The 25976-nt window shown below is 64.2% G+C and carries 18 protein-coding genes; 16 read left to right on the top strand and 2 right to left on the bottom strand.

Annotated features, from left to right (window positions below; translation table 11 throughout):
- Positions 1 to 360 precede the first annotated feature (360 nt).
- Complete coding sequence (locus ABIC09_RS16455; protein WP_354109906.1) at positions 361 to 3195, top strand: autotransporter family protein; 2835 nt, start codon at positions 361 to 363, stop codon at positions 3193 to 3195.
- 236 nt (positions 3196 to 3431) lie between these two features.
- On the opposite strand, the gene ABIC09_RS16450 is transcribed toward ABIC09_RS16455, so the two are convergent.
- Together ABIC09_RS16450 and ABIC09_RS16445 are read right to left on the bottom strand one after the other, a co-directional pair.
- Positions 3432 to 4667 (bottom strand): hypothetical protein, encoded by a 1236-nt coding sequence (locus ABIC09_RS16450; protein WP_354109905.1) that lies wholly within the window; start codon positions 4665 to 4667, stop codon positions 3432 to 3434.
- Between the two features lie 121 nt (positions 4668 to 4788).
- A complete protein-coding gene (locus tag ABIC09_RS16445; protein ID WP_354109904.1) occupies positions 4789 to 4989 on the bottom strand; it encodes a DUF3551 domain-containing protein in 201 nt (66 codons plus the stop codon).
- A gap of 357 nt (positions 4990 to 5346) precedes the next feature.
- On the opposite strand from ABIC09_RS16445, the gene ABIC09_RS16440 reads away from it, so the two are divergent.
- The 15 genes from ABIC09_RS16440 to fabZ all read left to right on the top strand — a co-directional run bounded on the left by ABIC09_RS16440 (position 5347) and on the right by fabZ (position 25914).
- Complete coding sequence (locus ABIC09_RS16440; protein WP_354109903.1) at positions 5347 to 6066, top strand: outer membrane protein; 720 nt, start codon at positions 5347 to 5349, stop codon at positions 6064 to 6066.
- 512 nt (positions 6067 to 6578) lie between these two features.
- Positions 6579 to 10082, top strand: a complete 3504-nt coding sequence (dnaE, locus tag ABIC09_RS16435; RefSeq protein ID WP_354109902.1) for a DNA polymerase III subunit alpha — start codon at positions 6579 to 6581, stop codon at positions 10080 to 10082.
- A 119-nt stretch (positions 10083 to 10201) separates the two neighbouring features.
- Positions 10202 to 10942: a carbonic anhydrase gene (locus tag ABIC09_RS16430; RefSeq protein WP_354109901.1), complete on the top strand. Its 741-nt coding sequence runs from the start codon at positions 10202 to 10204 to the stop codon at positions 10940 to 10942.
- Positions 10943 to 11116: 174 nt separating this feature from the next.
- Positions 11117 to 13681, top strand: a complete 2565-nt coding sequence (locus ABIC09_RS16425; RefSeq protein ID WP_354109900.1) for a caspase family protein — start codon at positions 11117 to 11119, stop codon at positions 13679 to 13681.
- Positions 13682 to 13888: 207 nt separating this feature from the next.
- On the top strand, positions 13889 to 14878 hold the full coding sequence (locus tag ABIC09_RS16420) for a 30S ribosomal protein S2 (protein WP_354032786.1): 990 nt from the start codon (positions 13889 to 13891) through the stop codon (positions 14876 to 14878).
- 136 nt (positions 14879 to 15014) lie between these two features.
- A complete protein-coding gene (gene tsf, locus ABIC09_RS16415) occupies positions 15015 to 15938 on the top strand; it encodes a translation elongation factor Ts (RefSeq protein WP_148753681.1) in 924 nt (307 codons plus the stop codon).
- A 60-nt stretch (positions 15939 to 15998) separates the two neighbouring features.
- Positions 15999 to 16715, top strand: coding sequence for a UMP kinase (gene pyrH, locus ABIC09_RS16410; RefSeq protein ID WP_148753682.1), 717 nt, complete (start codon positions 15999 to 16001; stop codon positions 16713 to 16715).
- Between the two features lie 61 nt (positions 16716 to 16776).
- Complete coding sequence (frr, locus tag ABIC09_RS16405) at positions 16777 to 17340, top strand: ribosome recycling factor (RefSeq protein WP_148753683.1); 564 nt, start codon at positions 16777 to 16779, stop codon at positions 17338 to 17340.
- Positions 17341 to 17490: 150 nt separating this feature from the next.
- Positions 17491 to 18249: an isoprenyl transferase gene (locus ABIC09_RS16400; protein WP_148753684.1), complete on the top strand. Its 759-nt coding sequence runs from the start codon at positions 17491 to 17493 to the stop codon at positions 18247 to 18249.
- 53 nt (positions 18250 to 18302) lie between these two features.
- A complete protein-coding gene (locus tag ABIC09_RS16395) occupies positions 18303 to 19088 on the top strand; it encodes a phosphatidate cytidylyltransferase (RefSeq protein WP_430640187.1) in 786 nt (261 codons plus the stop codon).
- A 4-nt stretch (positions 19089 to 19092) separates the two neighbouring features.
- The gene (dxr, locus tag ABIC09_RS16390) at positions 19093 to 20316 is read left to right on the top strand and encodes a 1-deoxy-D-xylulose-5-phosphate reductoisomerase (protein WP_354109899.1); all 1224 of its coding nucleotides are present in this window, start codon (positions 19093 to 19095) and stop codon (positions 20314 to 20316) included.
- Positions 20317 to 20360: 44 nt separating this feature from the next.
- Positions 20361 to 21512, top strand: a complete 1152-nt coding sequence (rseP, locus tag ABIC09_RS16385) for an RIP metalloprotease RseP (protein WP_354109898.1) — start codon at positions 20361 to 20363, stop codon at positions 21510 to 21512.
- 176 nt (positions 21513 to 21688) lie between these two features.
- Entirely contained in the window at positions 21689 to 24226 is a 2538-nt protein-coding gene (gene bamA, locus ABIC09_RS16380; RefSeq protein ID WP_354109897.1) for an outer membrane protein assembly factor BamA, read from the top strand.
- Positions 24227 to 24388: 162 nt separating this feature from the next.
- Positions 24389 to 25456 carry a UDP-3-O-(3-hydroxymyristoyl)glucosamine N-acyltransferase gene (gene lpxD / locus ABIC09_RS16375; RefSeq protein ID WP_354109896.1) on the top strand — a complete coding sequence of 356 codons (1068 nt, stop codon included), beginning with the start codon at positions 24389 to 24391 and terminating at the stop codon, positions 25454 to 25456.
- Positions 25453 to 25914 (top strand): 3-hydroxyacyl-ACP dehydratase FabZ, encoded by a 462-nt coding sequence (gene fabZ / locus ABIC09_RS16370; RefSeq protein ID WP_148753690.1) that lies wholly within the window; start codon positions 25453 to 25455, stop codon positions 25912 to 25914. Before lpxD ends, fabZ begins: the two co-directional genes overlap by 4 nt.
- Positions 25915 to 25976 lie beyond the last annotated feature (62 nt).

Here is a 25976-nt window from a genome sequence, read left to right as displayed (position 1 = left end):
CGCGATCCGGCGGAAGAGTGAGCATCATGATTTGCAAGGTTAAATTGCATTAAAATCTAGCGTTCCTCGCCAGAACGGCGGCCCCGCTTTTTCAATTTGTCGCTTAGCGACTGTTGGATAGGGAAGGGATTGCCCGATGAAGCATCTGACTGGCTCGGCATTGCGCACGAGCTCCACCGATTGCGTCGTTTCGCCACAGCGTGCAAACGGGTTCGCAAGGGTTTTACCGACAGCCTTCGTCAAGGACACGCGTAAGAGGACCGAGTCTCAGAATATCCCGGGCAACATCCGCAGGTTCGGTCTGGCTGCCATCGCCATGATCGCCTCGGGGGTGGTGGTTGATACGGCTTCGGCCCAATCTTGTACCGTGGCACCCGATTCAACCGTCACGCTTACATCCGGAAATTGCGCAATCGACGCGAACACCACGCTGACCGGGACGCCGGACGTTCACGCCAGCACAAGCGCGTCCATCACCACCAACAACGTGACCATAAACCCGTTCAATGGCGGGAGCGTTGGCGGGCTCGCCGATACGAATGGCACGATCATCTTCAGCCCAGGATCCAGCATCAATGGCAATTGGAGCATCGGGGCTTCAGCCCAGAGCGGCGGGCAAATCTTTTTTTACCGGGGTCGGCGATCAATCCCGCCTTCGGAGGAGGTGGCACTGCACTCCTGGCCGATGGCACCGGCACAAGGATCAGCTCGACGGGGCTGAGCGTGAGCCTGAACAGTGGCGGCAATAACGTGGCGGCCAGAGCCACGAGCGGCGCCTCCATCGATCTCTCGAACGATACGATCAGCTATGCCGCCGGCGGCGGTGGCAATACCGGATTGTGGGCGACCGGCACGGGTAGCCTGATCGCTTCGACCGGAACCAGCATTTCGATGCCTGGCGGAGGGGGAGGCGATATCGGTGTTCGAGCGGATGGCGGCGCGGCGGTCTCGCTGAACCAGACCACCGTCACCTTAGAAGGCAATGGCGGCGGCGAGACCGGCTTGCTGGCGCAGTCGGCGGGAAGCACGATCACCGCGACCAACAGTGCAATCACCGTGTCCGGAGGCGGTGGCGATGTCGGCGCGAAAGCATTGGACGGTGGAGCGATTTCGCTGACTGGAGGCAGCGTCGCAGCAACCGGTAGCGGCGGCGGCGAAATCGGCATGCAGTCCAGCGGCGCCGGCAGCACACTCACTGCGTCCGGCGCGGTCGTGACTGTTCCAACCAGCGAAAACGGACGTGGTGTTCAGGCCGACAATTCGGGAAGCATGGCGCTCACCGGTGGTACCACCGTGACCACTGCCGGCGCGGGCACCCACGCCGCCGGCGTCACGACGGGCGGCGTCTTGAGCATGAGCGGCGGTTCGCTGACGGCGAATGGGAGCGGGGCCAACGCACTCAACGTGAGTGGTGGCGATGTGACGCTCTCCGGCGTGGTCATGACGAGCCCGAACGGCGCCTCGGTCGCAGCGCCTGGTGGCACGAACAATCTGAGTTTCACCGGTGTGACGGCGACAGTCAACAACGGTCAATGGCTGACCGTGAGCGGCGGCGCGGCATTCAACCTCGTTGCCGACAGTTCGAGTTTTCAGGGGACCGCGACCACCGACGGCGGCAGCACTTCAACCGTCACGCTTCAGAACAATTCACTCTGGACGATGACGGGGAATTCCAATCTCACCAACCTGAACAATGCCTCGAGCTTGATCCAGTTCACGCCTCCGGGCAGCGAACCGACGCAACTATCCAGCTACAAGACGCTCACCGCGGTGAACTATGTCGGCCAGGGCGGCAGGCTCGGTCTGAATACATATCTGGGAACGGATGGTTCGCCGTCGGACAGGCTCGTCATCGATGGCGGTAACGCGAGCGGCCACTCCTTCTTGCGGATATCGAACACCACCGGCGCCGGCGCGCTCACCAGCGGGAATGGCATCCTTGTCGTCGACGCGATCAACGGTGGGACCACAGACCCTGGATCGTTCAATTTGTCGCGTCCGGTTTTGGCCGGGCCCTATCGATACTCATTGTTCAGATCGAGCGTGGACGCCAGCAATCCGCAGGCCTGGTATTTGCGCTCGGCGCTCGATTGCACTGCTCATCCGAACTTGCGCATCTGTGGCGGTGGCGGTGGCGGTGGCGGTGGCGGTGACGGTGGCGGTGGCGGTGACGGTGGCGGCGGGGGTGGTGGTGGTGGCGGCGTTCTTCCGGATTATCGGGAAGAGACGTCGCTCTATGCGGCAATCCCGTCGATGACGCTGCTGTATGGGCGCAGTCTGCTCGACTCGCTTCACGAGCGCGTCGGCGACGAAGAAGACGAGCGCGCCCGTGTCAATCCCGAGAACGCGAAGGTTGGTTGGGCTCGCATGATCGGGGTCAATGGCGTGCACCAAGGCGATAGTCTCGGCGTGCTTGGCGGCTCGGCCGGCCCACATTTCTCGTACAATTTCCAGGCGCTGCAGGGCGGCATGGATTTCTACCGGCATGACCGTCCCGATGGTTCGCGCGATCAGGCGGGGGCCTATTTTGCGATTGGCGGTGCCCAGGGGCGGGTTGCTCACTTCGATGGTGAAATGGGCAGCAGCGACTTCGCGGCCTACACGCTCGGCGGCTACTGGACGCATTTCGGGTCGACCGGCTGGTACACTGACGCAATCGTGCAAGGCACCTTCTACGACATTCGCAGCGTGGGTGATTACTCGGGGATTCCGGCGCTCAAGACCGGTGCCCAGGGCGGAGCGGTGTCGTTCGAGGGCGGATATCCGTTCAAGCTTGGAAATGGATATTTCATCGAACCGCAAGCGCAACTGGTCTATCAGAACATCCATATCAACGACGCGAGCGACATCGCTGCCCAAGTCCGCTTTACGGACGTCAATTCGCTCGCCGCCCGCGTCGGCGCCCGGTTTGGCCGGACTTGGGCGATCGATGATAGTGCGCGCACTGTCACAGCCTGGATACGTCCAAATCTCTGGAACGAGTTTCTCGGCAATCCGACAACCCTGTTCTCCTCCGAGACGGGCTTCGTCCCTTTTCACGCAGACCTCGGCGGTCTTTGGGGAGAGATCAACGCCGGCATAAGCGGGCAGATCGATACGACGACGACACTCTACGCCAATGCGTCATACCAGAGCCGCTTTGACGGAGGTGAGTTTGCCTACAACGGAAAGGTTGGACTCCGGATCAACTGGTGATCGTAGGCCGGAATTCGCCCGAAGCCTCAGACGACGTTTGGGACGGTCAATTTCGACTACTTCGAAGATCACGATCCCACTTTGCGCAAGCCGAACGCGTGTACACGCGTTCGGAACAGGCCTTGGTATAGCTGAGCGGCCGGACGTCAGTTTGCGAAAATGGCGGTTGCGAAGGCCAACTTGAAATGTCGAGGGTGAAGGGGAGCAATCCTCGCGTCAGCGCGACGGGCCCATGGCTAACTGCCGCGCCTCGGTGGCGGAATGGCTGGCCAGGCGCTCTTCGGGGTGGTCGTTGCCGGCGGGCACGATGCCACCAACTGCGTCCACATCGGCGCCAGGCCCGTCACGTCGATGTCGAACTTTGCCATCTCCGCCTTTCCGTCCGGCATCGTCTTGCCTTCGCGGACTTGCAGGGTGCGGGATGTCAGCATCGTCTTGACCATGTCGGGATCGACGGCGCCGCTCCACATCTCGTACTTCGTGGCTCGCACCAGAGGCCCGCCGGTCTCCCTGATCGCATCGGCGCCGACCGTCATCGTGATCGTACTCTTGCCGGTCGCCGCGTCGTCGATTTCGGCCGCGAACATCAGCGGCACGCGATTCTTGCTTTCGCAATACAGGCGCCATTCCATCGTCCGGAATGAAGGATCGTTCTCCTTTTTCCGCACCGCGAACTTGCTGACGTAGGGCCACGTTCCCTTCTCCAGCCGCCACATCGTCTCGGCAAGCGGTCGCGTGTCGATCCCGAACCGATACAGTTCGGCGCGCGTCAGCAGGTGCAGATTTTCGAACTTCACGGTGTGGATCAGATCATCAAGCTCGCGGCTGATCCCCATGGCGGCAATGTAGGCGGTGCGATCGCGGTCGGCGGTTGCCGTGCGACGCTGCCGGAGCTCGGCGAGCAGTCCCGGAGGCGGATGGCCGTGTATGGCGAGGACGAGCCTGGAGTTATGGACCGCCAGCGCGGCGTCGGGTGCCACCTCGCGCGACGTCGCGCCGAGAAACAGGTAACCGCAGGCCGAGTTGCACATCGCATGGTAGGTGGTGAGCTCGGCCTCGATCTCGCCGCCTGCGTTCTTCGCCTTCAGGCATGCGGCGTCCACCTGCGTGCCCGCGGCACATGCCGTCGCGATGGTCTGGCCGACCCGCGCCACCGCCTTGCGGCTGCGCAACAGCCGCCCGATGACATAGGACTGCTCCACATTGCCGCCGGGCGAATGAAGGTAGATCGGACGCTGCGTGTCCTTGACGCCGGCGAGGAAGCGGCGGACGCGGGACGCAGCGTCTCCGTCCAGCTCGCCCTCGATCGCGATCCAGCGGTCGCAGCCCGGCCCGCACGCGTCTGCGGGCCCTTTGGCAAGGTAGATCGTCAGCCTGGCGGCAAATCCAGCCTTCTCGGCCGGTGTCTGTTCTGCACGCAATGCGCCGGGAATCGTCAGCGAGGCTACGAGAAGCAGAATACGGGCAAGCATCTAATGAGCAGACCGGACGGGAAAGGACACGCGCCAACGCTACAGGATGATCGGAGTGGTCACAACTTTTAGTGGCACTCCCGCGTGCGGAGGTGGGTCCGCCGCAAGCGGCATTGATCCCTCAATCGACGCGTCGCGAGCGGCGAGGGCCGCCGGGCTTCTTCTGTGCGAAATACGGATTTGCGACCCAGCTTGCGGAGCGGCCGACGGCGAGAAATTGGCATTGCTCCAGCGAGGCGTAGCAGCAATCGAAATAGCTGACGCTGCCGTAGATCTGCATGCAGATGCAGACAGGACAGTCGGGATCAATAATGGGGATCATAGGTTTGCCCGCGCACGGGAGAGTTCACGCCCGACATGAACGCAATTGTGGCGATCGGGCGCGAGAATGTGGCGACAATGGGGAGAGAAAACGATGCGCGCTTCCTCGATTCTCGGATCACAGGATCGTGCGTGCGACGTTGTTTCGCGCGGCCGCGATGCAGTCGCGTCGACGACGTTGGAACTGCTGAAGACTCTTGTTTCAAAGGGTTTCCGCGCGCGCGTCGCTAAACTTTCATTAATGTTGCGAGGCCCTTTGGAGTGAACTGTTGCGTCGAGGTTACAGCAATTCCGTCGATGGCTGATATGACGTCGCCATGGCCCGGGGGCCTAACGACGAAACTGGAACGGGATTCAAATGAACAAGAATATGTTGCTTGCAGCTGTGAGCCTCGTCGCGATCAGCGCGACTGCACCGGCGCTGGCTGCTGACCTCGCTGCGCGTCCTTACACCAAGGCGCCGGCGATGATCGCAACCGTCTATGACTGGAGCGGCTTCTACATCGGTATCAACGGTGGTGGCGCTTCGGCTCACACGACCTGGGATCAGCGCGCTCCGCTGGTTGGCGGCGAAGGCTCGCACAACGCGACCGGCGGTACGGTCGGCGGTCAGGTTGGTTATCGCTGGCAGTCGGCGCAGTGGGTGTTCGGCCTGGAAGGCCAGGGCAACTGGGCTGACTTCTCCGGCGACAATCTCAGCGCGCTGACCGGCTTCACCGATCGCTCGAAGATCGATTCGTTCGGTCTGCTCACCGGCCAGGTCGGCTACGCCTGGAACAACGTCCTTCTCTACATCAAGGGCGGTGCGGCTGTGGTTGGCACCAAGAACGAGCTGCGTGCTGCCGGCGCGACGTTTGCTTCCGTCAGCGACACCCGTTGGGGCGGCACTATTGGTGCGGGCCTCGAATACGGCTTCGCCCCGAACTGGTCGGTTGGTGTCGAGTACAACCACATCTTCCTGTCGGGCAAGGACGTCACCTTTACCGGCATTCAGACCGACCACATCAAGCAGGACGTCGACATGGGTCTCGTCCGCCTGAACTACAAGTTCGGTGGTCCGATCCTCGCCAAGTACTGAGCAAGATACTGAGACGATCGCTTCGCAAGAGGCGGTCGTCGAAAAGCCCCGGCCTTGGGCCGGGGCTTTTTTATTATGTAATTCAGCGAGTTAACCATTTCATTTTGAAGCGGCTGAGTCTGCTTGACTCCTGAGAACGAAATGAGAACAATGTTCTTCATACGTTCTGGTGATGGAGCAAGCCATGTTCAGGATCTTCGTGGAAGAAGCCGCTGCACTAACTTCGATCGCACTGTTCGTCGGGATGATCGCGATCTGGGCCCAGGTCATACCGCAGCTCTAATCCCGCAGCTTTAGACCAGCGGTTTTGTAAACCATTGGTCGGGAACCTGACGGCGGCCGCTGGGCGGCCCCTTGGGGAAAAGCGGGATGAGGCGGCCGATCGGCGGCTCTGGCGTGGACTCCGGCGCGGCGAGCCCCCACCATTGTGAGGCGAGTCGGCCGGGCGAGTGCAGGATGCCTCCACTGCCGGCAACCGCTCCAACTCATCTGCAAGAGGCCGTCACGCGACCATGCCGAGCGCCGGATTTGTCCACCTTCACGTTCACTCGGCCTATTCGCTGCTCAAGGGCTCGATCAAGATCGCCAAGCTCGCCGAGCTTGCAAAGAAGGACCACCAGCCGGCGCTGGCGCTGACCGACACCGACAATCTGTTCGGTGCGCTGGAATTCTCGGACAAGATGGCGGGTTCCGGAATCCAGCCGATCGTCGGCTGCGAGCTCGCGATCGATTTCGGCGATCAGGACCCCAATGCGCGCAACGCGCTGCCGCCTTCGCGCGTGGTGCTGCTGGCAGCCCAGGAGCGCGGCTATCGCAGCTTGATGCGGCTAAATTCGCGCGCGTTCCTCGAATCGCCCGACAGCCACGCGCCGTTCATCAAGTTCGACTGGTTCGATGGCGAGACCGAGGGCCTGATCGCGCTGACCGGCGGCCCCGACGGGCCGATCTCGCTCGCGCTTGCGAGCGGCCAGGCTGAAATTGCGGCCTCGCGCTGCGAGCGTCTCGCCGGCCTGTTCGGCGACCGCCTCTATGTCGAATTGCAGCGCCACAACATCGACAAGGAACGGCGCATCGAGAGCGGGCTGATCGACATGGCCTATGCCAAAGGCCTGCCGCTGGTCGCAACCAACGAGCCGTATTTCGCTACGACCGACGACTACGAGGCCCATGACGCGCTGCTCTGCATCGCCGGCGGGCGGCTGATCGCGGAGACCGAGCGCGAGCAGCTCACGCCCGATCACCGCTTCAAGACCCGCGCCGAAATGGCGGTGCTGTTCGCCGATATTCCGGAGGCGCTGGCCTCCACAGTGGAGATCGCCGAGCGGTGCTCGTTCCGCCCGATGACGCGCAAGCCGATCCTGCCGTTATTCACGGTCGGCGCCGCTGCGAGCTCCGATGCCGCTGCGGTCGAGTCGACCGAGCTGAAGCGGCAGGCGGAGGAGGGGCTCGCCAATCGTCTGCGCGTGCACGGCCTGTCGCAGGGCACGACGGACGAGGATTACTCCAAGCGGCTTGCGTTCGAGCTCGACGTCATCATGCGCATGAAATACGCGGGCTACTTCCTGATCGTGTCCGACTTCATCAAATGGGCAAAGAGCCAGGGCATTCCGGTCGGACCGGGCCGTGGCTCCGGCGCGGGCTCGCTGGTGGCGTGGGCGCTGACCATCACCGACCTCGACCCGATCAAGTTCGGCCTGCTGTTCGAGCGCTTCCTCAATCCCGAGCGCGTCTCGATGCCGGACTTCGACATCGACTTCTGCCAGGACCGCCGCGGCGAGGTGATCAAGTACGTCCAGGAGCGCTACGGTCGTGACCAGGTCGCGCAGATCATCACCTTCGGTACGCTGCAGGCGCGCGGCGTGCTGCGCGACGTCGGCCGCGTGCTGCAGATGCCTTACGGCCAGGTCGACAAGCTGACGAAATTGGTGCCGCAGAATCCGGCCGCGCCGGTGACGCTGGCGGCTGCGATCGAGAGCGAGCCAAAGCTTCAGGCCTTCCGCGACGAAGACCCGGTGGTGGCGCGCGCCTTCGACATCGCGCAACGCCTCGAAGGCCTGACCCGCCATGCCTCGACACACGCCGCCGGCATCGTGATCGGCGATCGCCCCCTAAGCGAGCTCGTGCCGATGTACCGCGATCCGAAGTCGGACATGCCGGTGACCCAGTTCAACATGAAATGGGTCGAGCCGGCCGGTCTCGTCAAGTTCGACTTCCTCGGCCTGAAGACGCTGACCGTGCTCGACGTCGCGTGCAAATTGCTCAAGCCGCGCGACATCCATGTCGATCTCGCGACGCTGCCGATCGACGATGCCGACAGCTACCAGATGCTGGCGCGCGGCGAGGTGGTCGGCGTGTTCCAGGTTGAAAGCCAGGGCATGCGGCGTGCGCTGGTCGACATGCGTCCCGACCGTTTCGAGGACATCATCGCGCTGGTCGCGCTCTATCGCCCGGGCCCGATGGCGAACATCCCGACCTATTGCGCACGCAAGCATGGCGACGAGGAGCCGGAATATCTCCATCCGGTGCTCGAGCCGATCCTCAAGGAAACCTTCGGCGTCATCATCTACCAGGAACAGGTGATGCAGATCGCGCAGGTGATGTCGGGCTATTCGCTCGGCGACGCCGACCTGTTGCGCCGCGCCATGGGCAAGAAGATCCGAGCCGAGATGGAGAAGCAGCGCGAGATCTTCGTCGCCGGCGCGGTGAAGAACGGCGTGCCGAAGGGGCAGGCCGAGACCATCTTCGAGCTGCTCGCGAAGTTCGCCGACTACGGCTTCAACAAGAGCCACGCGGCGGCCTACGCGCTGGTGTCCTACCACACCGCCTACATGAAGGCGCATTATCCGGTGGAGTTCATCGCAGCGTCGATGACGCTCGATCTCAACAACACGGACAAGCTCTCCGAATTCCGCTCCGAGGCGCAGCGCCTCGGCATCAAGGTCGAGCCGCCGAACATCAATCGCTCGGGCGCAACCTTCGAGGTCGGCGACAAGGTCATCTACTACGCGCTCGCAGCACTCAAGGGCGTCGGCATCCAGGCCATCGATCAGATCATCGAGGAGCGGACCAGGCGGGGCCTGTTCACCTCGCTCGCCGACTTCGCCGCGCGGGTCAATCCGCGGGCGATCAACAAGCGCATCATCGAGAGTTTGGCTGCCGCCGGCGCCTTCGACACGCTGGAGCCGAACCGCGCCCGCGTATTCGCCGGCGCGGACTCGATTCTGGCCGCCTGCCAGCGCGCGCATCAGGCCGAGACCATCGGCCAGAACGACATGTTCGGCATGTCGGCGGACGCGCCCACCATCATGCTGCCGCAGATCGAGCCGTGGCTGCCGGCCGAGCGGCTGCGCCGCGAATATGACGCGATCGGCTTCTTCCTGTCGGGCCATCCGCTCGACGATTACGCCACCGTGCTGAAGCGGCTGCGGGTGCAGAGCTGGGCCGAATTTTCGCGCGCGGTGAAGACCGGTGCTACCGCCGGCAAGGTCGCGGCCACCGTGGTGTCGCGCATGGAGCGGCGCACCAAGACCGGCAACAAGATGGGCATCATGGGGCTGTCTGATCCCACGGGTCATTTCGAGGCGGTGCTGTTCTCCGAAGGCCTCGCTCAATATCGCGACGTACTGGAGCCCGGCGCCGCGGTGCTGCTCCAGCTCGGCGCCGAGCTTCAGGGCGAGGACGTCCGCGCCCGCGTCCTGCATGCCGAGCCGCTGGATGACGCCGCCGCCAAGACCCAGAAGGGCCTGCGCATCTTCGTGCGTGACACCAAGTCGCTGGACTCGATCGCCAAGCGCCTGGCGGGATCTGAGGCCGCAGGCGCCAACGGCACCGCGCCAAAGATCGGCAGCCCCGGCATCGCACCGCGCCCCAATGGCGACGGCGAGGTCTCGCTTGTGATGATGCTCGACCTCGAGACCGAGGTCGAGATGAAGCTGCCCGGCCGCTTCAAGGTCTCGCCGCAGATCGCCGGCGCGATCAAGGCGGTCGCGGGCGTGGTGGACGTGCAGCAGATCTAGCCTGCTGCCGCGAAGGCGCGTTGCGGATGTAGTGGTTTCGTCACGTGATCGCGGCTATGATCGGCCGCGACGGTGCTCGTCCATGAGGGCGCGTCCGTCGCGCCGGGAGGGATCGGTACATGTGCGATCGGTGCTCTGGAACCATGCGTGACAGATCAACGCCGTCGCGGCGCTCCGCGATGCTGCTGACCGCTTCGGCGCTGAGCGTCGCTTTCGCCGGCCGAGCCTTCGCCAAGGAGAACAAGAGGCCGCCCAAACCGCAGAACGTGCTGTCGCCGGATGCGGCGCTGAAACGGCTGATGGACGGCAATGCGCGCTACGTCGACGGCGTGACGCGGCGCCACGATTTCAAGCATGAGCGCGAGGCTTTGGCCGGCGGGCAGAATCCGTTCGCAGCGGTGCTGAGCTGCGCAGACTCGCGCATCGCGCCGGAATACGCCTTCGACACCGGCCGCGGCGATCTGTTCGTCTGCCGCGTTGCCGGCAATTTTGCCGGCACCGAGACCATCGCCAGCATGGAATACGCGGTCGCCGTGCTCAACACGCCGCTGATCCTCGTGCTCGGCCATGATGCCTGCGGCGCGATCGGTGCGTCGCTGAAGGCACTCAAGGACAACACATCGCCGCCGGGACACATTCCCTCGCTGGTCGATGCGATCGCGCCGGCCGCGAAAGCTGCAATGCAGCAGGGCGGGGACGTGCTCGACAAGGCGACCCGGCAGAACGTGGTCGACAACATCGCCAAGCTGAAGTCGGCCGCGCCGATCCTCAGTGCAGCCGTGGAACAGGGCAAGCTGAAGATCGTCGGCGGCATCTATCGGCTCACCACGGGAACCGTGGATCCGATCGCGCAAGGCTGAAGCATAAGGCTGATGCTCACGCAAAAAGGCTGAGGCTTACGCGGAGCTTACACAGGACATCGCGCTCGGCTGGCGCCATGCCGCTGCCTCAATCCGGGACTTTCGTTCAACTGCCGTTCAGCCGGCCGCGCGTCTCATGCGTGCTGGCATCTCAACAACAATAACGAGCAAGCCATGCGCGGGACACACAAGGCCTTCATCTGCCTCCTTCTGCCGATCCTCTTCGTTGCGGGCGCGCTGACACCGGCTCGCGCGCAGCAGCAGGAAAAGCGTATCGCGCTCGTGGTCGGCAACGGCGCCTATGCCAAGTCGCCGCTGGCAACCACCGCGAACGATGCCGGCCTGATCGCGCAGACGCTGCAGGCGGCGGGCTTCGACGTGGTCGGCGCACGCGATCTCGACGGCGACACGCTGCGCAAGAGCTTTCGCGATTTCATCCAGAAGGCGCAGGCCTCAGGTCCCGGCACGGTCGCGATGATCTATCTGGCCGGCTATGGCGTGCAGCTCGCCGGCGAGAACTATTTCATCCCGGTCGATTCCAACATCAGCCGCGATACCGACGTTCCGACCGAGGCACTGCGCATCAGCGACTATACCCGCCAGCTCGCCGCGATTCCGCTCAAGGCCAATATCGTCGTGCTCGACGCGGCGCGCGCGCAGCCCTTCATCGAGGGCGGGCAGCAGCCGATCGCGAGCGGCCTGGCGCTGGTCGAGCCCGATCCGAACATGCTGATCGCCTTCAACGCCGCGCCCGGCACGGTGGCGCCGGAAGAGCCGGGGCCGTACGGCATCTATGCGCAATCGCTCGCCGAGATGATCCGCACCGGCGGCCTGTCGTTGCCGGAGGTGTTCGACCGCGTTCGCTTGCGCGTCAACGAGGCCTCCAAGGGCGCGCAAGTGCCGTGGGACGACCAGAAGATCACCGCGCAATTCGCCTTCTTCGAGCGCGCCCCCGACGCGCCGCCGCCGCAGGCTGCGCCCGACCAGGTCGCTGCGATCCGCAACAAGCCGATCCGCGATCTCGGCGTGCAGGACGCCTATGCGGCCGCGCTCGAGCGCGACACGCTGCCGGCCTATGAGGAATTTCTCGCCGCCTATCCCGGTGATCCCATGGCGAAGCGCGTGATGGCGATCGTGGCGGCGCGCCGCGAGGCGATCACCTGGCGGCGATCCTATCGCGCCGACACGGCGGACGCCTATTGGTCGTATCTGCGCCGCTATCCGCACGGACCGCATGCGGGCGATGCGCGTCGGCGTCTGGCGATCCTGACGGCGCCGCTCGAGCCGCCGCCGACCTTCGCGATGATGGACTATGACGTGCCGCCGCCGCCGGCCGAGGTGGTCTATGTCGACCGTCCCGTGCTGTATTTCAGCGACCCTGATTTTGGCTTCGCGCCGCCGCCGCCGCCGCCGGAATATTTCTGTCCGCCGCCGCCGCCGGATTTCGTGGTGCTGGCACCGCCGCTCGCCGTCGTCGGCCTGTTCGTGCTGCCGCAGCCGATGTTCGTGCCGATCCCGGCGTTCTACAGTCCGCCGGTCTATGTCGCGCCGCCGCCGAACAACATCATCTTCAACAACATCCATAACACCACGGTGATCAACACCGTGATCAACCAGCAAGCACCGGCACCAGCAGCGGCAGCGCGTGATCCAGCCATCACCGCGACCGTGGCAGCATCCGGAAAGCCTGTCGGGGCAACGACGGCTGTGCCGCCGACCGTGGTTCAAAAGGCGGCCTTGATTCGGGACAACAAGGCTCCGGTCCCCAAGACAGTTTCGGTCGATCCGACAACGAAGGCCGGCGCGGCAGCCTTGAAGACAAGGAGCCAAGTCACGACGCAGACCGGCAACGCTGCTGCGGGGAGTCCGGCGGGCGCGCCCGGAACCGGCAATGCTGCGACGAAGACGGGAACCCCCGGCGCTCCGGTCACCGGCAACGCAACCGCACCCACGGCCGGAGGCAAGGCCAATCCGGCGACAGCTACCGGGCCGAGCACGGCGGATACGAAGGCCGGTGCGCCGGCCGGCCACTCCTTGCCCGTGCCCGGCCAGACCGCGCCCGCGATCAAGGGCGCGCCACAGACAGGAACTGCTGCCACGGGCACGTCTTCGTCGACGTCCTCGACGAACCCCGTCGGTGGCTCTGGCGCAACCACCAAACCCGGTAGCAGCTCGCAGCCTGCCAACGCCAAACTTACACCGCAGACGACGCCGTCAAATGCGCCGCCTACCGGAGGAGCGCGTCCGAACGTCCAGGAGCATGCCAATACGGCCAATCCCACCAATACGGCCATTGCGCCGGTAAGGCCCGGCGAGACCAAGCTGACCCCGGCAGGCAAGCCGGGCGTGACCACGACCAATGTGACCAATGGAAAGCCGACGCAGCCCTCGCCGCCCGTCGCCGCGCGCGAGCCGATCAAGCCGCAGGGCCAGCGGCCTGCAACGCCATCGCCCGCGCAGGTCACAAGGCCGCCGCCGCCAGCGCCGCACCCGCAGGCGCTCGCAAGGCCGACGCCTCCACCTCCGCCACACGTGGCGCCGCCCCCGCCACCGCGCCCGCCGGTTGCAGCCGCACGGCCCGCTCCGCCACCGCCGCCCGTCGCCAGGCCGGCGCCCCCACCGCCGCCGCCGCGAATGGCGGTCGCGCCACCGCCGCCGCGTCCGGCCGCCCCTCCGCCACGACCGCCTGCGCCGCCGCCAGCGGCGAAAAAATGCCCGCCCAACCAGCCCAGGTGCTAGCGGGTAGGGCGGAAACCCCGAAAAGGGCCTTTCGCGGGCGGTAAAGCCCGGAAAGGCCCTTATTTCCTTGCTTCTGGCCGAAATGGCGCTATACAGCGCGCCATCTCACACGGAAGCATGGCTCACAAGGCCGTCCGGTGGCAGCCGGGGCGAAACGCTCCGTCTTGCTCACACGCTTCCGGAGGAACCAACCGGAGAACTAGAACGATGGCACTACCCGATTTCACTATGCGTCAGCTGCTCGAAGCTGGCGTGCACTTTGGTCACCAGTCTCACCGCTGGAATCCGAAAATGGCTCCGTTCATTTTCGGCGCCCGCAACAACATCCACATCGTCGACCTCGCCCAGACCGTGCCGTTGCTGCACACGGCCCTCCAGGCCGTCAGCGACACGGTTGCCAAGGGCGGCCGCATCCTGTTCGTCGGCACCAAGCGCCAGGCGCAGGACGGCGTCGCGGACGCGGCCAAGCGCTGCGCGCAGTATTTCGTCAATTCGCGCTGGCTCGGCGGCACGCTGACCAATTGGAAGACGATCTCGGCCTCGATCAAGCGCCTGCGTCACCTCGATGAGGTGCTGGCCGGCGGCGAAGCCAGCTCCTACACCAAGAAGGAGCGCCTGACGCTCCAGCGCGAGCGCGACAAGCTCGATCGCTCGCTCGGCGGCATCAAGGACATGGGCGGTCTGCCCGACCTGATCTTCGTGATCGACACCAACAAGGAAGACATCGCGATCCAGGAAGCCCAGCGGCTCAACATTCCGGTCGCCGCGATCGTCGACACCAACTCCGATCCGAAGGGCATCACCTATGTGGTGCCGGGCAATGACGACGCCGGTCGCGCTATTTCGTTGTACTGCGATCTCATTGCGCGCGCCGCGATCGACGGCATCTCGCGCGCCCAGGGCGATTCCGGCATCGACATCGGCGCCTCGGCCCGTCCAGTCGCCGAAGAGCTGCCCACGACCGCCGGCTTCCAGGGCCTTGCCGGCCCGCGCGGCACCGCCGACGACCTCAAGAAGCTTCCGGGCGTGTCGGGCGCGATCGAGAAGAAGTTCAACGACCTCGGCATCTTCCACTTCTGGCAGCTCGCCGAGCTCGATCACGACACCGCGCACAAGATCGGCGAAGAAGTCGGTCTGCCGAGCCGTGCGGATGCGTGGGTGGCCAAGGCCAAGGCGCTGACCGCGGAAGCGGAATAGTCAAAAAGAGCGATCGGTTGGCCGGATAGGATCCGGCCACCATTTCATTCAGTTGACGCGAATACCTGAGATGGACCGCGGCGGGGCAATTGGAGCCGCGCCGCGGCGAACCGGCAGGCAAGAAGGATTTTCAACGATGGCAACGATCACTGCTGCGATGGTCAAGGATCTGCGCGAGTCCACCGGCGCAGGCATGATGGACTGCAAGGCCGCGCTGACCGAGAACGACGGCAACATGGAAGCGGCGCAGGATTGGCTGCGCAAGAAGGGCTTGTCCAAGGCCGCCAAGAAGTCGGGCCGGGTCGCGGCCGAGGGCCTGATCGGCGCGCTCACCAAGGGCACCAAGGGCGTCGTGGTCGAGGTCAACTCCGAGACCGACTTCGTCGCACGTAACGGCCAGTTCCAGGGCCTGGTCAAGATGGTCGCCCAGGTCGCTTTCGACGTTGGCGCTGACGTCGAGAAGATCAAGGCCGCCAAGATCGGTGACGTCACGGTGGAAGCTGCGATCAACGACGCGATCGCCACCATCGGCGAGAACATGACGCTGCGTCGTGCCGCTTCGCTCGAAGTGAGCCAGGGCGTGGTGTCGAGCTACATCCACGGTGCGGTCGTCGACGGCGCCGGCAAGATGGGCGTGATCGTGGCGCTGGAATCGCCCGGCAAGGCCGACGAGCTCGCAGCGCTCGGCCGCCAGATCGCGATGCATGTCGCCGCCACCAACCCGCTCGCGCTCGATCCGTCCGGTCTCGATCCGGCTGTCGTCAAGCGTGAGAAGGACGTGCTCGCCGACAAATATCGCCAGCAGGGCAAGCCGGAGAACGTGATCGAGAAGATCGTCGAGTCCGGCCTGAAGACCTACTACAAGGAAGTCTGCCTGCTCGAGCAGGCCTTCATCCACGACACCGGCAAGTCGGTGGCGCAGGCGGTGAAGGAAGCCGAAGGCAAGGTCGGCGGCGCCGTGAAGATCGCGGGGTTCGTGCGCTATGCTCTCGGCGAGGGAATCGAGAAGCAGGAATCGGACTTCGCGGCTGAGGTCGCGGCGGCCAGCGGCAAGAAGTAAGCGCCGGAACGTTCCTTCCGGCGTGCCGCCGGAAGCGGCGCCCGGACGAGGAAAGTGCTCATGACTGATCCGGTCTATCGTCGCGTCGTGATCAAGCTGTCCGGCGAGTATCTCGCGGGACAGCAAGGCTTTGGCATCGATCAGCCGACCATGGACCGGGTTGCGGACGATCTGATCGCCGCCCGCGAGCTTGGCACCGAGATTGCGGTCGTGATCGGCGGCGGCAATATCTTTCGCGGCGTCGAGGTGTCCTCCCGCGGCGTGTCACGCCCGACCGGCGACACCATGGGCATGCTTGCCACCATGATGAACTGCCTCGCGCTCGAAGCCACGATCGAGCGCAAGGGCACGCCGGCGAAGGCGCTCTCGGCGTTCGTCATGCCCGAGGTTTCCGAGCTGTTCACCCGCGCCGCGGCGCACAAATACCTCGCCGAGGGCCGGATCCTGTTGCTCGGCGGCGGAACCGGCAATCCGTTCTTCACCACGGACACGACGGCGGTGCTGCGCGCCGCCGAGATCGGTGCCGAGGTGGTGCTGAAGGCGACCAACGTCGACGGCGTCTACTCGGCCGATCCGAAGAAGGACCCGTCCGCTACGCGATTCGACCGGCTGACGCATTCGCAGGCCATCGAGGGCGGCTACAAGGTGATGGATGCGACCGCCTTCGCACTTGCCCGCGAGACATCGCTGCCTATCATCGTGTTTTCGATCGCGGAGCCCGGCTCGATCGGCGCGATTCTATGCGGCGCCGGCCACGGGACGATCGTCGCCGGCTGACGGCTCATCTGGCGCGCCCGAGGGCGCGGTGAGGTCGCCGGGATATTGAAGGAGAAACGTGATGGCCACGGATAATTTCGACCTCAACGAAGTGAAGCGCCGCATGCAGGGCGCGGTCCAGTCGCTCAAGCACGAGCTTGGCGGCCTGCGTACGGGCCGCGCGTCGGCCTCGATGCTCGATCCGGTGCAGGTCGAGGCTTATGGCAGTCACATGCCGCTCAATCAGCTCGCCACCGTCAGCGTGCCCGAGCCGCGCCTGATCTCGGTGCAGGTCTGGGACAAGTCGATGGTGAAGCCGGTCGAGAAGGCGATCGTCGATTCCAATCTCGGCCTGTCGCCGGCAACCGAAGGCCAGGTGCTGCGCCTGCGCATTCCCGAGCTGAACGAGGAGCGCCGCAAGGAGCTGGTCAAGGTCGCGCACAAATACGCCGAAGCCGCCAAGGTGGCCGCGCGTCATGTCCGTCGCGACGGTCTCGATGTTCTGAAGAAGCTGGAGAAGAATCACGAGATGTCGGAGGACGATCAGAAGCGTCACGCCGACGAGGTGCAGAAGGTGACCGACGGCACCATCACCGAGATCGACCAGCTGCTGGCCGCCAAGGAAAAAGAAATCCTCACCGTCTAAAGTTCGATGAGCATGATCGTCACGCTCTGGAGTATTGTTCGTACATGATCTCCGCGCAAACGCGTTCCGCGTTTGTCGCGAGGGAACACCGCTTCGCACCTTGCGCTCACGCGGCCCTTCGGGTCCGGATCATGTTTTAAGGCTGCCGTCATGTCCAACGCCGCCGCGCCCGCCACGGAAGGACCAGACCGGTCCGACGCGCCTGCGCATGTCGCCATCATCATGGATGGCAACGGGCGGTGGGCGGCTGCGCGCGGTCTGCCGCGGGCGGAGGGGCATCGCCGCGGCGTCGAGGCGCTGCGCCGCGTGGTGCGTGCCTCGCACGAGCTCGGCATCCGCTATCTCACCATCTTCTCGTTCTCCTCGGAGAACTGGTCGCGCCCGGCGAGCGAGATCGGCGATCTCTTCGGTCTGCTCAAGCGCTTCATCCGCAACGATCTCGCGACCCTGCATCGCGACGGCGTCAAGGTTCGGATCATCGGCGAGCGCGACGGGCTCGAGGGCGACATCTGCGCGCTGCTGAACGAGGCCGAGGAATTAACGCGCGACAACACGCGCCTCACGCTCATTGTCGCCTTCAACTACGGCTCGCGGCAGGAGATTGCGAAAGCGGCCCAGAAGCTTGCGCGCGAAGTCGCAGACGGCAGGCGCGATCCTGCCTCGATCGACGCCGATGCTCTCGGCGCCCATCTCGACGCGCCCGACATTCCCGATCCCGATCTCATCATCCGCACCAGCGGTGAGCAGCGCCTGTCCAATTTCCTGATGTGGCAGGCTGCCTATAGCGAGCTCGTGTTCGTGCCGGTCCATTGGCCCGATTTCGACAAGGCGGCGCTTGAAAGCGCGATCGCCGAATTCGCCAGGCGCGAGCGCCGTTTCGGCGGCCTGGTCGCGAAAACCGCCTCGTGAGCGAACACGACGCCGCACCGGCGGGCTCTGCGCCCGCTTCCAGCAATCTAGTGATGCGAGTCCTCGCAGCGCTGGTGCTGGCGCCGCTCGCGATTGCGCTCGCCTATGCCGGCGGCTGGCTGTGGGCGCTCCTCGTTACCCTGGTGTCGATCGGGCTGTTCGCGGAATGGCTGATGGTGGTGGGGGCGGGGTCTGCCGCGCTGACCGCTTCCGGGACAATCGTTCTCGCCATCATGGGTTTCTGCGCCGCGTTCGGTGCCCTCAAGACCGGCGTCATCGCCGGCTGTGTCGGCGGCGCGATCGTGACGCTGATCGCGCGGGGCAAGTTCGTCTGGGCCGCAACCGGATTCGCCTATGCTTCCGCGGCCCTGCTGGCCTCGATTCTGGTGCGGCAGGATCTCGCGCACGGCTTCGCCGCGCTGATGTTCGTGCTGCTGGTGGTGTGGGCGACCGATATTGGCGGTTATTTCGCTGGCCGCAGCATTGGCGGACCGAAGCTATGGCCGCGCGTCAGCCCCAAGAAGACCTGGGCCGGCGCGTTCGGCAGCTTTGCGGCGAGCCTTGCGGTCGCGGCCGGCTTTGCCGCCTGCGGGACCGGAAAGGCGGTTCCGCTGCTGCTCGTGAGCGCCGTCCTGACCGTGGTTTCGCAGCTCGGGGATCTCTTCGAATCCGCGGTGAAAAGACGCTTCGGCGTCAAGGATTCCAGTCACTTAATTCCCGGCCATGGCGGACTTCTGGACCGCCTCGACGGCTTTGTCGCCGCCATCCTGGTGGCATGGATTATCGGCTTCCTCCGCCATGGTGTGCATAGCGCCGGAAGCGGTCTTATGGTTTGGTGAGGATATGAGCGCTGTCCCTTTGCGTAACAACAAGCCTGTTGCGGCCGACATCCGCAGCGTCACGGTGCTCGGTGCCACCGGCTCGATCGGCGATAGCACGATGGATCTGCTGCGCGCCTCGCCCGAGCGCTATCGCGTCGAGGCCCTGACCGCGAACGGCAATGTCGAGGCGCTGGCGAAGCTTGCGAAGGAATTCTCCGCGCGCTTCGTAGCGATCGCAGACGCTTCGAAGTTTGCCGAGCTCAAGTCGGCACTTGCAGGCACGAGCACCGAATGCGGCGCCGGCGAAAGCGCGGTGATCGAGGCGGGCGCGCGTCCGGCCGATTGGGTGATGGCGGCGGTGAGCGGCGCGGCCGGACTGAAGCCGGCTCTGGCTGCGGTCGATCGCGGCGCGCATGTCGCGCTCGCCAACAAGGAATGCCTGGTTTGCGCCGGCGATTTCTTCATGCAGCGCGCGGCGAAGGCGGGCGCCTGTATCTTGCCGGCCGATTCCGAGCACAACGCGCTGTTCCAGGCGCTGGCATCGGGCAATCGCGACGAGCTGGTTCGTGTCATCATCACCGCTTCGGGCGGCCCGTTCCGCACCTGGAAGCCAGCCGACATCGAGCAGGCGACCCTCGAGCAGGCCTTGAAGCATCCGAACTGGACCATGGGCCAGAAGATCACGATTGATTCCGCCTCGATGATGAACAAGGGGCTCGAGGTGATCGAGGCGTCCTATCTGTTCGCACTGAGCCCAGACGAGATCGACGTTCTGGTGCATCCGCAGTCAATCATTCACGGCATGGTCGAGTTCTCCGACCGCTCGGTCATGGCCCAGCTCGGCTCCCCGGACATGCGCACGCCGATCGCCCATTGCCTCGGCTGGCCCGACCGGATCAAGGGACCGGCAGCAAAGCTCGATCTGGCCAAGATCGGCCAGTTGACCTTCGAGGCACCGGATTTCGAGCGGTTCCCCGGGCTGCGCCTGGCCTTCGATGCGCTCCGGCACGGGAAGGGGGCAACCACCGTCTACAACGCCGCCAACGAGGTCGCGGTCGCGGCCTTCATCGCCGGCAAGATCCGGTTCGGCGCCATTGCCCGGCTAGTCGAGGCGACGCTGGAGGACTGGATCCGGGGCGGGAACCACGGCCCCATGACCTCAGCGGATGATGCAATATCCGTTGACCATGTTTCGCGAAATAAAGCTGCCGCCCTATTGCCTCAAATTGCCTTAAAGGCATCCTAGGTAGTTCGGGGCCAGGGCCTTGCGGCGCTGGATGAGGGAATTCGATGATCGACTTTTTCGTCCATAGTTTCAATACGTTGAGCCATGGGCTCCTCGGTTACGCGGTTCCCTTCCTGTTCGTCCTGACCATCGTCGTGTTCTTCCACGAGCTTGGCCATTTTCTGGTCGCGCGGTGGGCCGGCGTTCGGGTGTTAACCTTTTCGCTCGGTTTCGGACCTGAGCTGGTTGGTTTCAACGACCGCCACGGCACCCGCTGGAAGATCTCGGCGATCCCGCTCGGCGGCTACGTCAAGTTCTTCGGCGACGAGAGCGAGGCTTCGACCCCGTCGGCTGAAACGCTGGCGGCCATGACGGCCGAGGAGCGCGCCGGCAGCTTCCACCACAAGAAGGTCGGCCCGCGCGCCGCCATCGTCGCGGCCGGTCCGATTGCCAATTTCATCCTCGGTGCCCTGATTTTCGCAGGCATGGCCCTGTATTACGGCAAGCCGAGCACGATCGCGCGCGTCGACGGCGTCGTCGCCGAAGGCGCTGCGGCCGCCGCCGGCTTCAAGATCGGCGACGTCGTCGTGCAGATCGACGGCAAGCCGATCGAAAGCTTTGCCGACATGCAGCGGATCGTCGCGACGAGCGCCGGTTCAGCGCTGGCTTTCCAGGTGAAGCGGGATGGCGCGATCGTGTCGCTGACCGCGACGCCGGCGCTGCTCGAGCGCAAGGATCCGTTCGGCAACAGCCACCACGTCGGCGTGCTCGGCGTCGAGCACAAGTCGCAGACCGGTGAGGCCTCGACCGCCCCGGTCGGTGTCGGCGAGGCGCTCAAGATCGGGGGCGAGCAGGTCTGGTTCATCATCACCAGCACCTTCAAGTTCCTGGGCTCCTTGTTCATCGGCCAGGGCAATCCGAATGAGGTCAGCGGCGTGCTTGGCATTGCCAAGATGTCGGGGCAGGCGGCCAGCGCCGGGTTCCAGTTCGTGATCAATCTGTGCGCCGTGCTGTCGGTCTCGATCGGGCTTCTGAACCTGTTCCCGATCCCGCTGCTAGATGGCGGGCACCTTCTGTTCTACACGGCCGAGGTGGTCCGGGGCCGTCCGCTGTCCGAGCGGACCCAGGAGATGGGATTCCGAATCGGGCTCGGCCTGGTGCTGATGCTGATGGTGTTTGCCACCTACAACGACATCCTGCGAATGGCGGCTTCCTGATAGGGGCTTTTGTGTGGCGTTGCTATTGGGCAACGTCTTGGAATGAAATTGAAATTGCGGCGCGCTCGGCCGTTTGCGGCGTCGGTGAAATTGGCTACAAGCGGCTTCGAACTTGGGGAATCTCCCAGACCGACTTTGGGGTTGGGTCTGGTAAGTTGATAAGGGCGCGTTGCGCAATGAAGTTTGGACTGCGACTCCGGGGGGGCTTGCTCGCAACCCTGATCATGTTCGGCGCGCCGGTGTTTGCCCCGGTTGGGGCTGTTTTTGTATCTTCGTCTGCGCTCGCTCAGACCGTGCAGTCGATTTCCGTCGAAGGAAATCGCCGCGTCGAGGTGGAGACGATCCGCTCCTATTTCAAGCCCGGCCCCGGTGGTCGCCTCGATCAGGCCGCCATCGATGACGGCCTCAAGGCGCTGATCGAGACCGGCCTGTTCCAGGACGTGAAGATCAACCGCGGCGCCGGCGGCCAGATCGTCGTCTCCGTGGTGGAAAACCCGGTGATCGGGCGCATCGCCTTCGAGGGCAACAAGAAGATCAAGGACGAGCAGCTCACCGCCGAAGTCCAGTCCAAGGCCCGCGGCACGTTCTCGCGCGCCATGGTGCAGTCGGACACGCTGCGAATCGCCGAAATCTATCGCCGTTCCGGCCGCTATGACGTGACCGTCACGCCGGAGATCATCGAGCAGCCGAACAACCGCGTCGATCTCATCTTCACGGTCAACGAAGGTGCCAAGACCTCGGTCAAGTCGATCGAGTTCATCGGCAACACCGCGTTCTCATCCTACCGCCTCAGGGACGTCATCAAGACGCACGAATCGAATCTGCTGAGCTTCCTCAGCAGCGGTGACGTCTACGATCCGGACCGCGTCGAGGCCGACCGCGACCTGATTCGGCGCTTCTACCTGAAGAACGGCTTCGCCGACGTTCAGGTCGTGGCCGCGCTCACTGAATACGATCCGGAGAAGAAGGGCTTCAACGTCACCTTCAAGATCGAGGAAGGCCAGCAGTACCGCGTCGGCACCGTCGATTTCCGCACCAGCATCCAGAATTTCGACCCGAGCACGCTGCGCAGCTTCTCGCGCGTCAATGTCGGCTCGCTCTACAACGTCGAATCGGTCGAGAAATCGGTCGAGGACATGCAGATCGAGGCCTCACGCCGCGGCTATGCCTTCGCAGTGGTGCGTCCAGGCGGCGATCGCAATTTCGATGCGCACACCGTATCCGTCGTGTTCAACATCGACGAAGGTCCGCGCACTTATATCGAGCGCATCAATATCCGCGGTAACACGCGTACCCGTGACTACGTGATCCGTCGCGAGTTCGACCTCTCCGAGGGCGATGCCTACAACCGTGCGCTGGTCGATCGCGCCGAGCGCCGCTTGAAGAATCTCGACTACTTCAAGAGCGTGAAGATCACGACCGAGCCGGGCTCTTCCAGCGACCGTGTGGTCCTGCTCGTCGATCTCGAGGAAAAGTCGACCGGCGACTTCTCGGTCTCCGGTGGTTACTCCACGACCGATGGTGCGCTGGCCGAAGTCTCGGTCTCCGAGCGCAACCTGCTCGGCCGCGGTCTGTTCGCCAAGGCGTCGGTCACCTATGGCCAGTACGCCCGCGGCTATTCGCTGTCGTTCGTCGAGCCTTATCTGCTCGACTACCGCGTCGCGCTGGGCCTCGACCTCTATCAGCGCACACAGCTGTCCAACAGCTACATCTCCTACGGCACCAAGACGCTGGGCTTCAGCCCGCGCCTCGGCTTCGCCCTGCGTGAGGACCTGTCGCTCCAGCTGCGCTACTCGATCTACCAGCAGGAAATCACGCTGCCGTCCTATCTGGCGAACTGTAACAACGTCGTCGGCTCACCGGCATACAACCCGAGCCCGGCCTTTATCAACGCAACGACAGGCGTCGATCCGATCCTGACAGGCAATCTCGGCTGCTACGGCGACGGCGAAGCGTCGCTCCCGGTGCGCAAGGAACTTGCGAACGGCAAGACCCTGACCTCGGCGCTCGGCTATACGCTGACCTACAACACGCTGGACAACAACAAGAACCCGACCGACGGCCTGCTCATCGACTTCAGGCAGGACTTCGCCGGCGTCGGCGGCGACGTCTCCTACCTGAAGACCGTGGCCGATGCGAAGTACTACCAGTCGCTGGTGTCGGACCTTGTCGGTCTCGTCCATCTCCAGGGCGGTATCCTGAACAAGGTCGGCAGCACAGATCTGCGCATGCTGGATCATTTCCAGATGGGCCCGAACCTCGTCCGCGGCTTTGCGCCGAACGGCATCGGTCCGCGCGATTTGAATCCCTTTGGTACGCAGGACGCGCTCGGCGGCACCAAATATTGGGGCGCTTCGCTCGAGTTGCAGATGCCGTTCTGGTTCCTTCCGAAGGAAGTGGGTCTGAAGGGCGCTGTCTATGCCGACGCCGGCGGTCTGTTCGACTATCAGGGCCCGACGACGTGGTCAGTGACCAACGAAATGACCACGACCAGGAACTCGACCTGTACGCCATCGACCGTCAACCCGGCCTCGACTGGAACTTGTACCGGCCTGGTGTATGACAATGGCAATGTGGTGCGATCGTCGGTCGGTGTCGGCCTAATCTGGGCTTCGCCGTTCGGACCGCTGCGCTTCGACTATGCAGTGCCGCTCACCAAGGGCAAGAATGACCGCACGCAGGAATTCCGGTTCGGCGGCGGCACCTCGTTCTAGTTCGATCAGCAGGGCATGATCCGCCCGCTCGGGAGTTCCTTGTAGCAATTGCTTCCAGGAACTCCCTGCGGCCGGTCGCCAAAAAGATCGTGCTCAATCCATGAGATAAGGCATGATGCGGCCTTTCCGCTTCATGCCGAAGCCGGACCGCGACGGGGTGGAATGGCGCAGCCGACCTTCTTTAGGAAACCGCCGGCATCAACGCTGGCTGAGATCGCCGCGCTGACCAAGGCGCAACTGGTCGACCCTGTCAGGGGCGGTCATGTCGTCACGGGTCTTGCTTCGCTGGACGAAGCCGGCCCGATGCATCTGGCGTTCTTCGACAACCTCAAATACGCCGATGAGCTCAAGGCGACCAAGGCTGGTGCCTGTCTTGTGAGTCCGCGCTTCGAGGCCCAGGTGCCCGCGCACGTGGCCGTGCTGCGGGTGGCGCAACCGTTCCGTGCCTTTGTCGGGATCGCTCGGGAATGGCATGGCGATGCGCTGCGCCCGCAATCCTGGTTCGGCAATGACGGCATCGCGCCATCGGCCGTCATCGACCCGTCGGCGCGGCTGGAGGACGACGTCATTGTCGAGCCGCTGACCGTCATCGGTCCGGATGTCGAGATCGGCAGCGGCACCGTGATCGGCGCCGGTGTGGTCCTTGGTCCGGGCGTCAAGATCGGGCGGGACTGCAATGTCGGCGCCCGCACGGCCATCCAGTGCACACTGATCGGCAACAACGTGCTGATCCACCCCGGCTGCGCGATCGGCCAGGACGGCTACGGCTTCATCTTCTTCGGCCCCGAGGGCCATCTGAAGGTGCCCCAGACCGGCCGTGTGCTGATCCAGAACAATGTGGAGGTCGGCGCCGGCACCACCATCGATCGCGGCTCCTTGCGGGATACGGTGATCGGGGAGGGCACCAAAATCGACAATCAGGTCCAGATCGGCCACAATGTGACGATCGGCCGGAACTGCCTGCTCGCGGCCCAGATCGGGCTCGCGGGCAGCCTGACGATCGGCGACAACGTGGCGCTGGGAGCAAAGGTTGGCATCAACAATCACCTCAAGATCGGTGACGGTGCCCAGGTCACCGCGATGAGCGGGGTCAAGGACGACATCCCGCCGAACGGTCGCTGGGGCGGTTTTTTTGCCAAGCCGACCAAACAATGGTTCAAGGAAATTATCGCGGTGGAGCGCCTGGTACGCGACAGCAAGGCCGATCCGAAGGACGAGGGACGGGAATGACGGCGGAATCACCTGTTAAGTTCGAGCTGGTGGATATCAATGCGATCCTCCAGACCCTGCCGCACCGCTTTCCGATGCTCCTGATCGACCGTGTGATCAACATCCGGGCCGATTACAGCGGCATCGGCATCAAGAACGTCACCTTCAACGAGCCGGCCTTCCAGGGCCATTTCCCCGAACGTCCGGTCTATCCGGGCGTGATGATGATCGAGGCGATGGCGCAGACCGCCGGCGTGATCGGCATCAAGTCGGTCGAGGGCACCGAGAAGCCGCGCGCGGTCTATTTCCTCACCATCGATAAGTGCAAGTTTCGCAAGCCCGTGCTGCCCGGCGATACCATCGAGTATCACATGCGCTCGGTCGGCCGCCGCAAGGCCATGTGGTGGTTTCACGGGGACGCCAAGGTCAACGGCCAGATCGTCGCCGAAGCCGATGTCGGGGCGATGCTGACGGACTGAGGGGGAGTGGCGAGAGCGGCGAAACACGCCGAGATCATACGTCACTGGACAGATCGGGCGCA

It is taken from the genome of Bradyrhizobium sp. S3.12.5, assembly GCF_040548225.1.
In the GTDB taxonomy this organism is placed as follows: domain Bacteria; phylum Pseudomonadota; class Alphaproteobacteria; order Rhizobiales; family Xanthobacteraceae; genus Bradyrhizobium; species Bradyrhizobium cytisi.
This window is presented reverse-complemented; position numbering and strand designations above follow the sequence as displayed.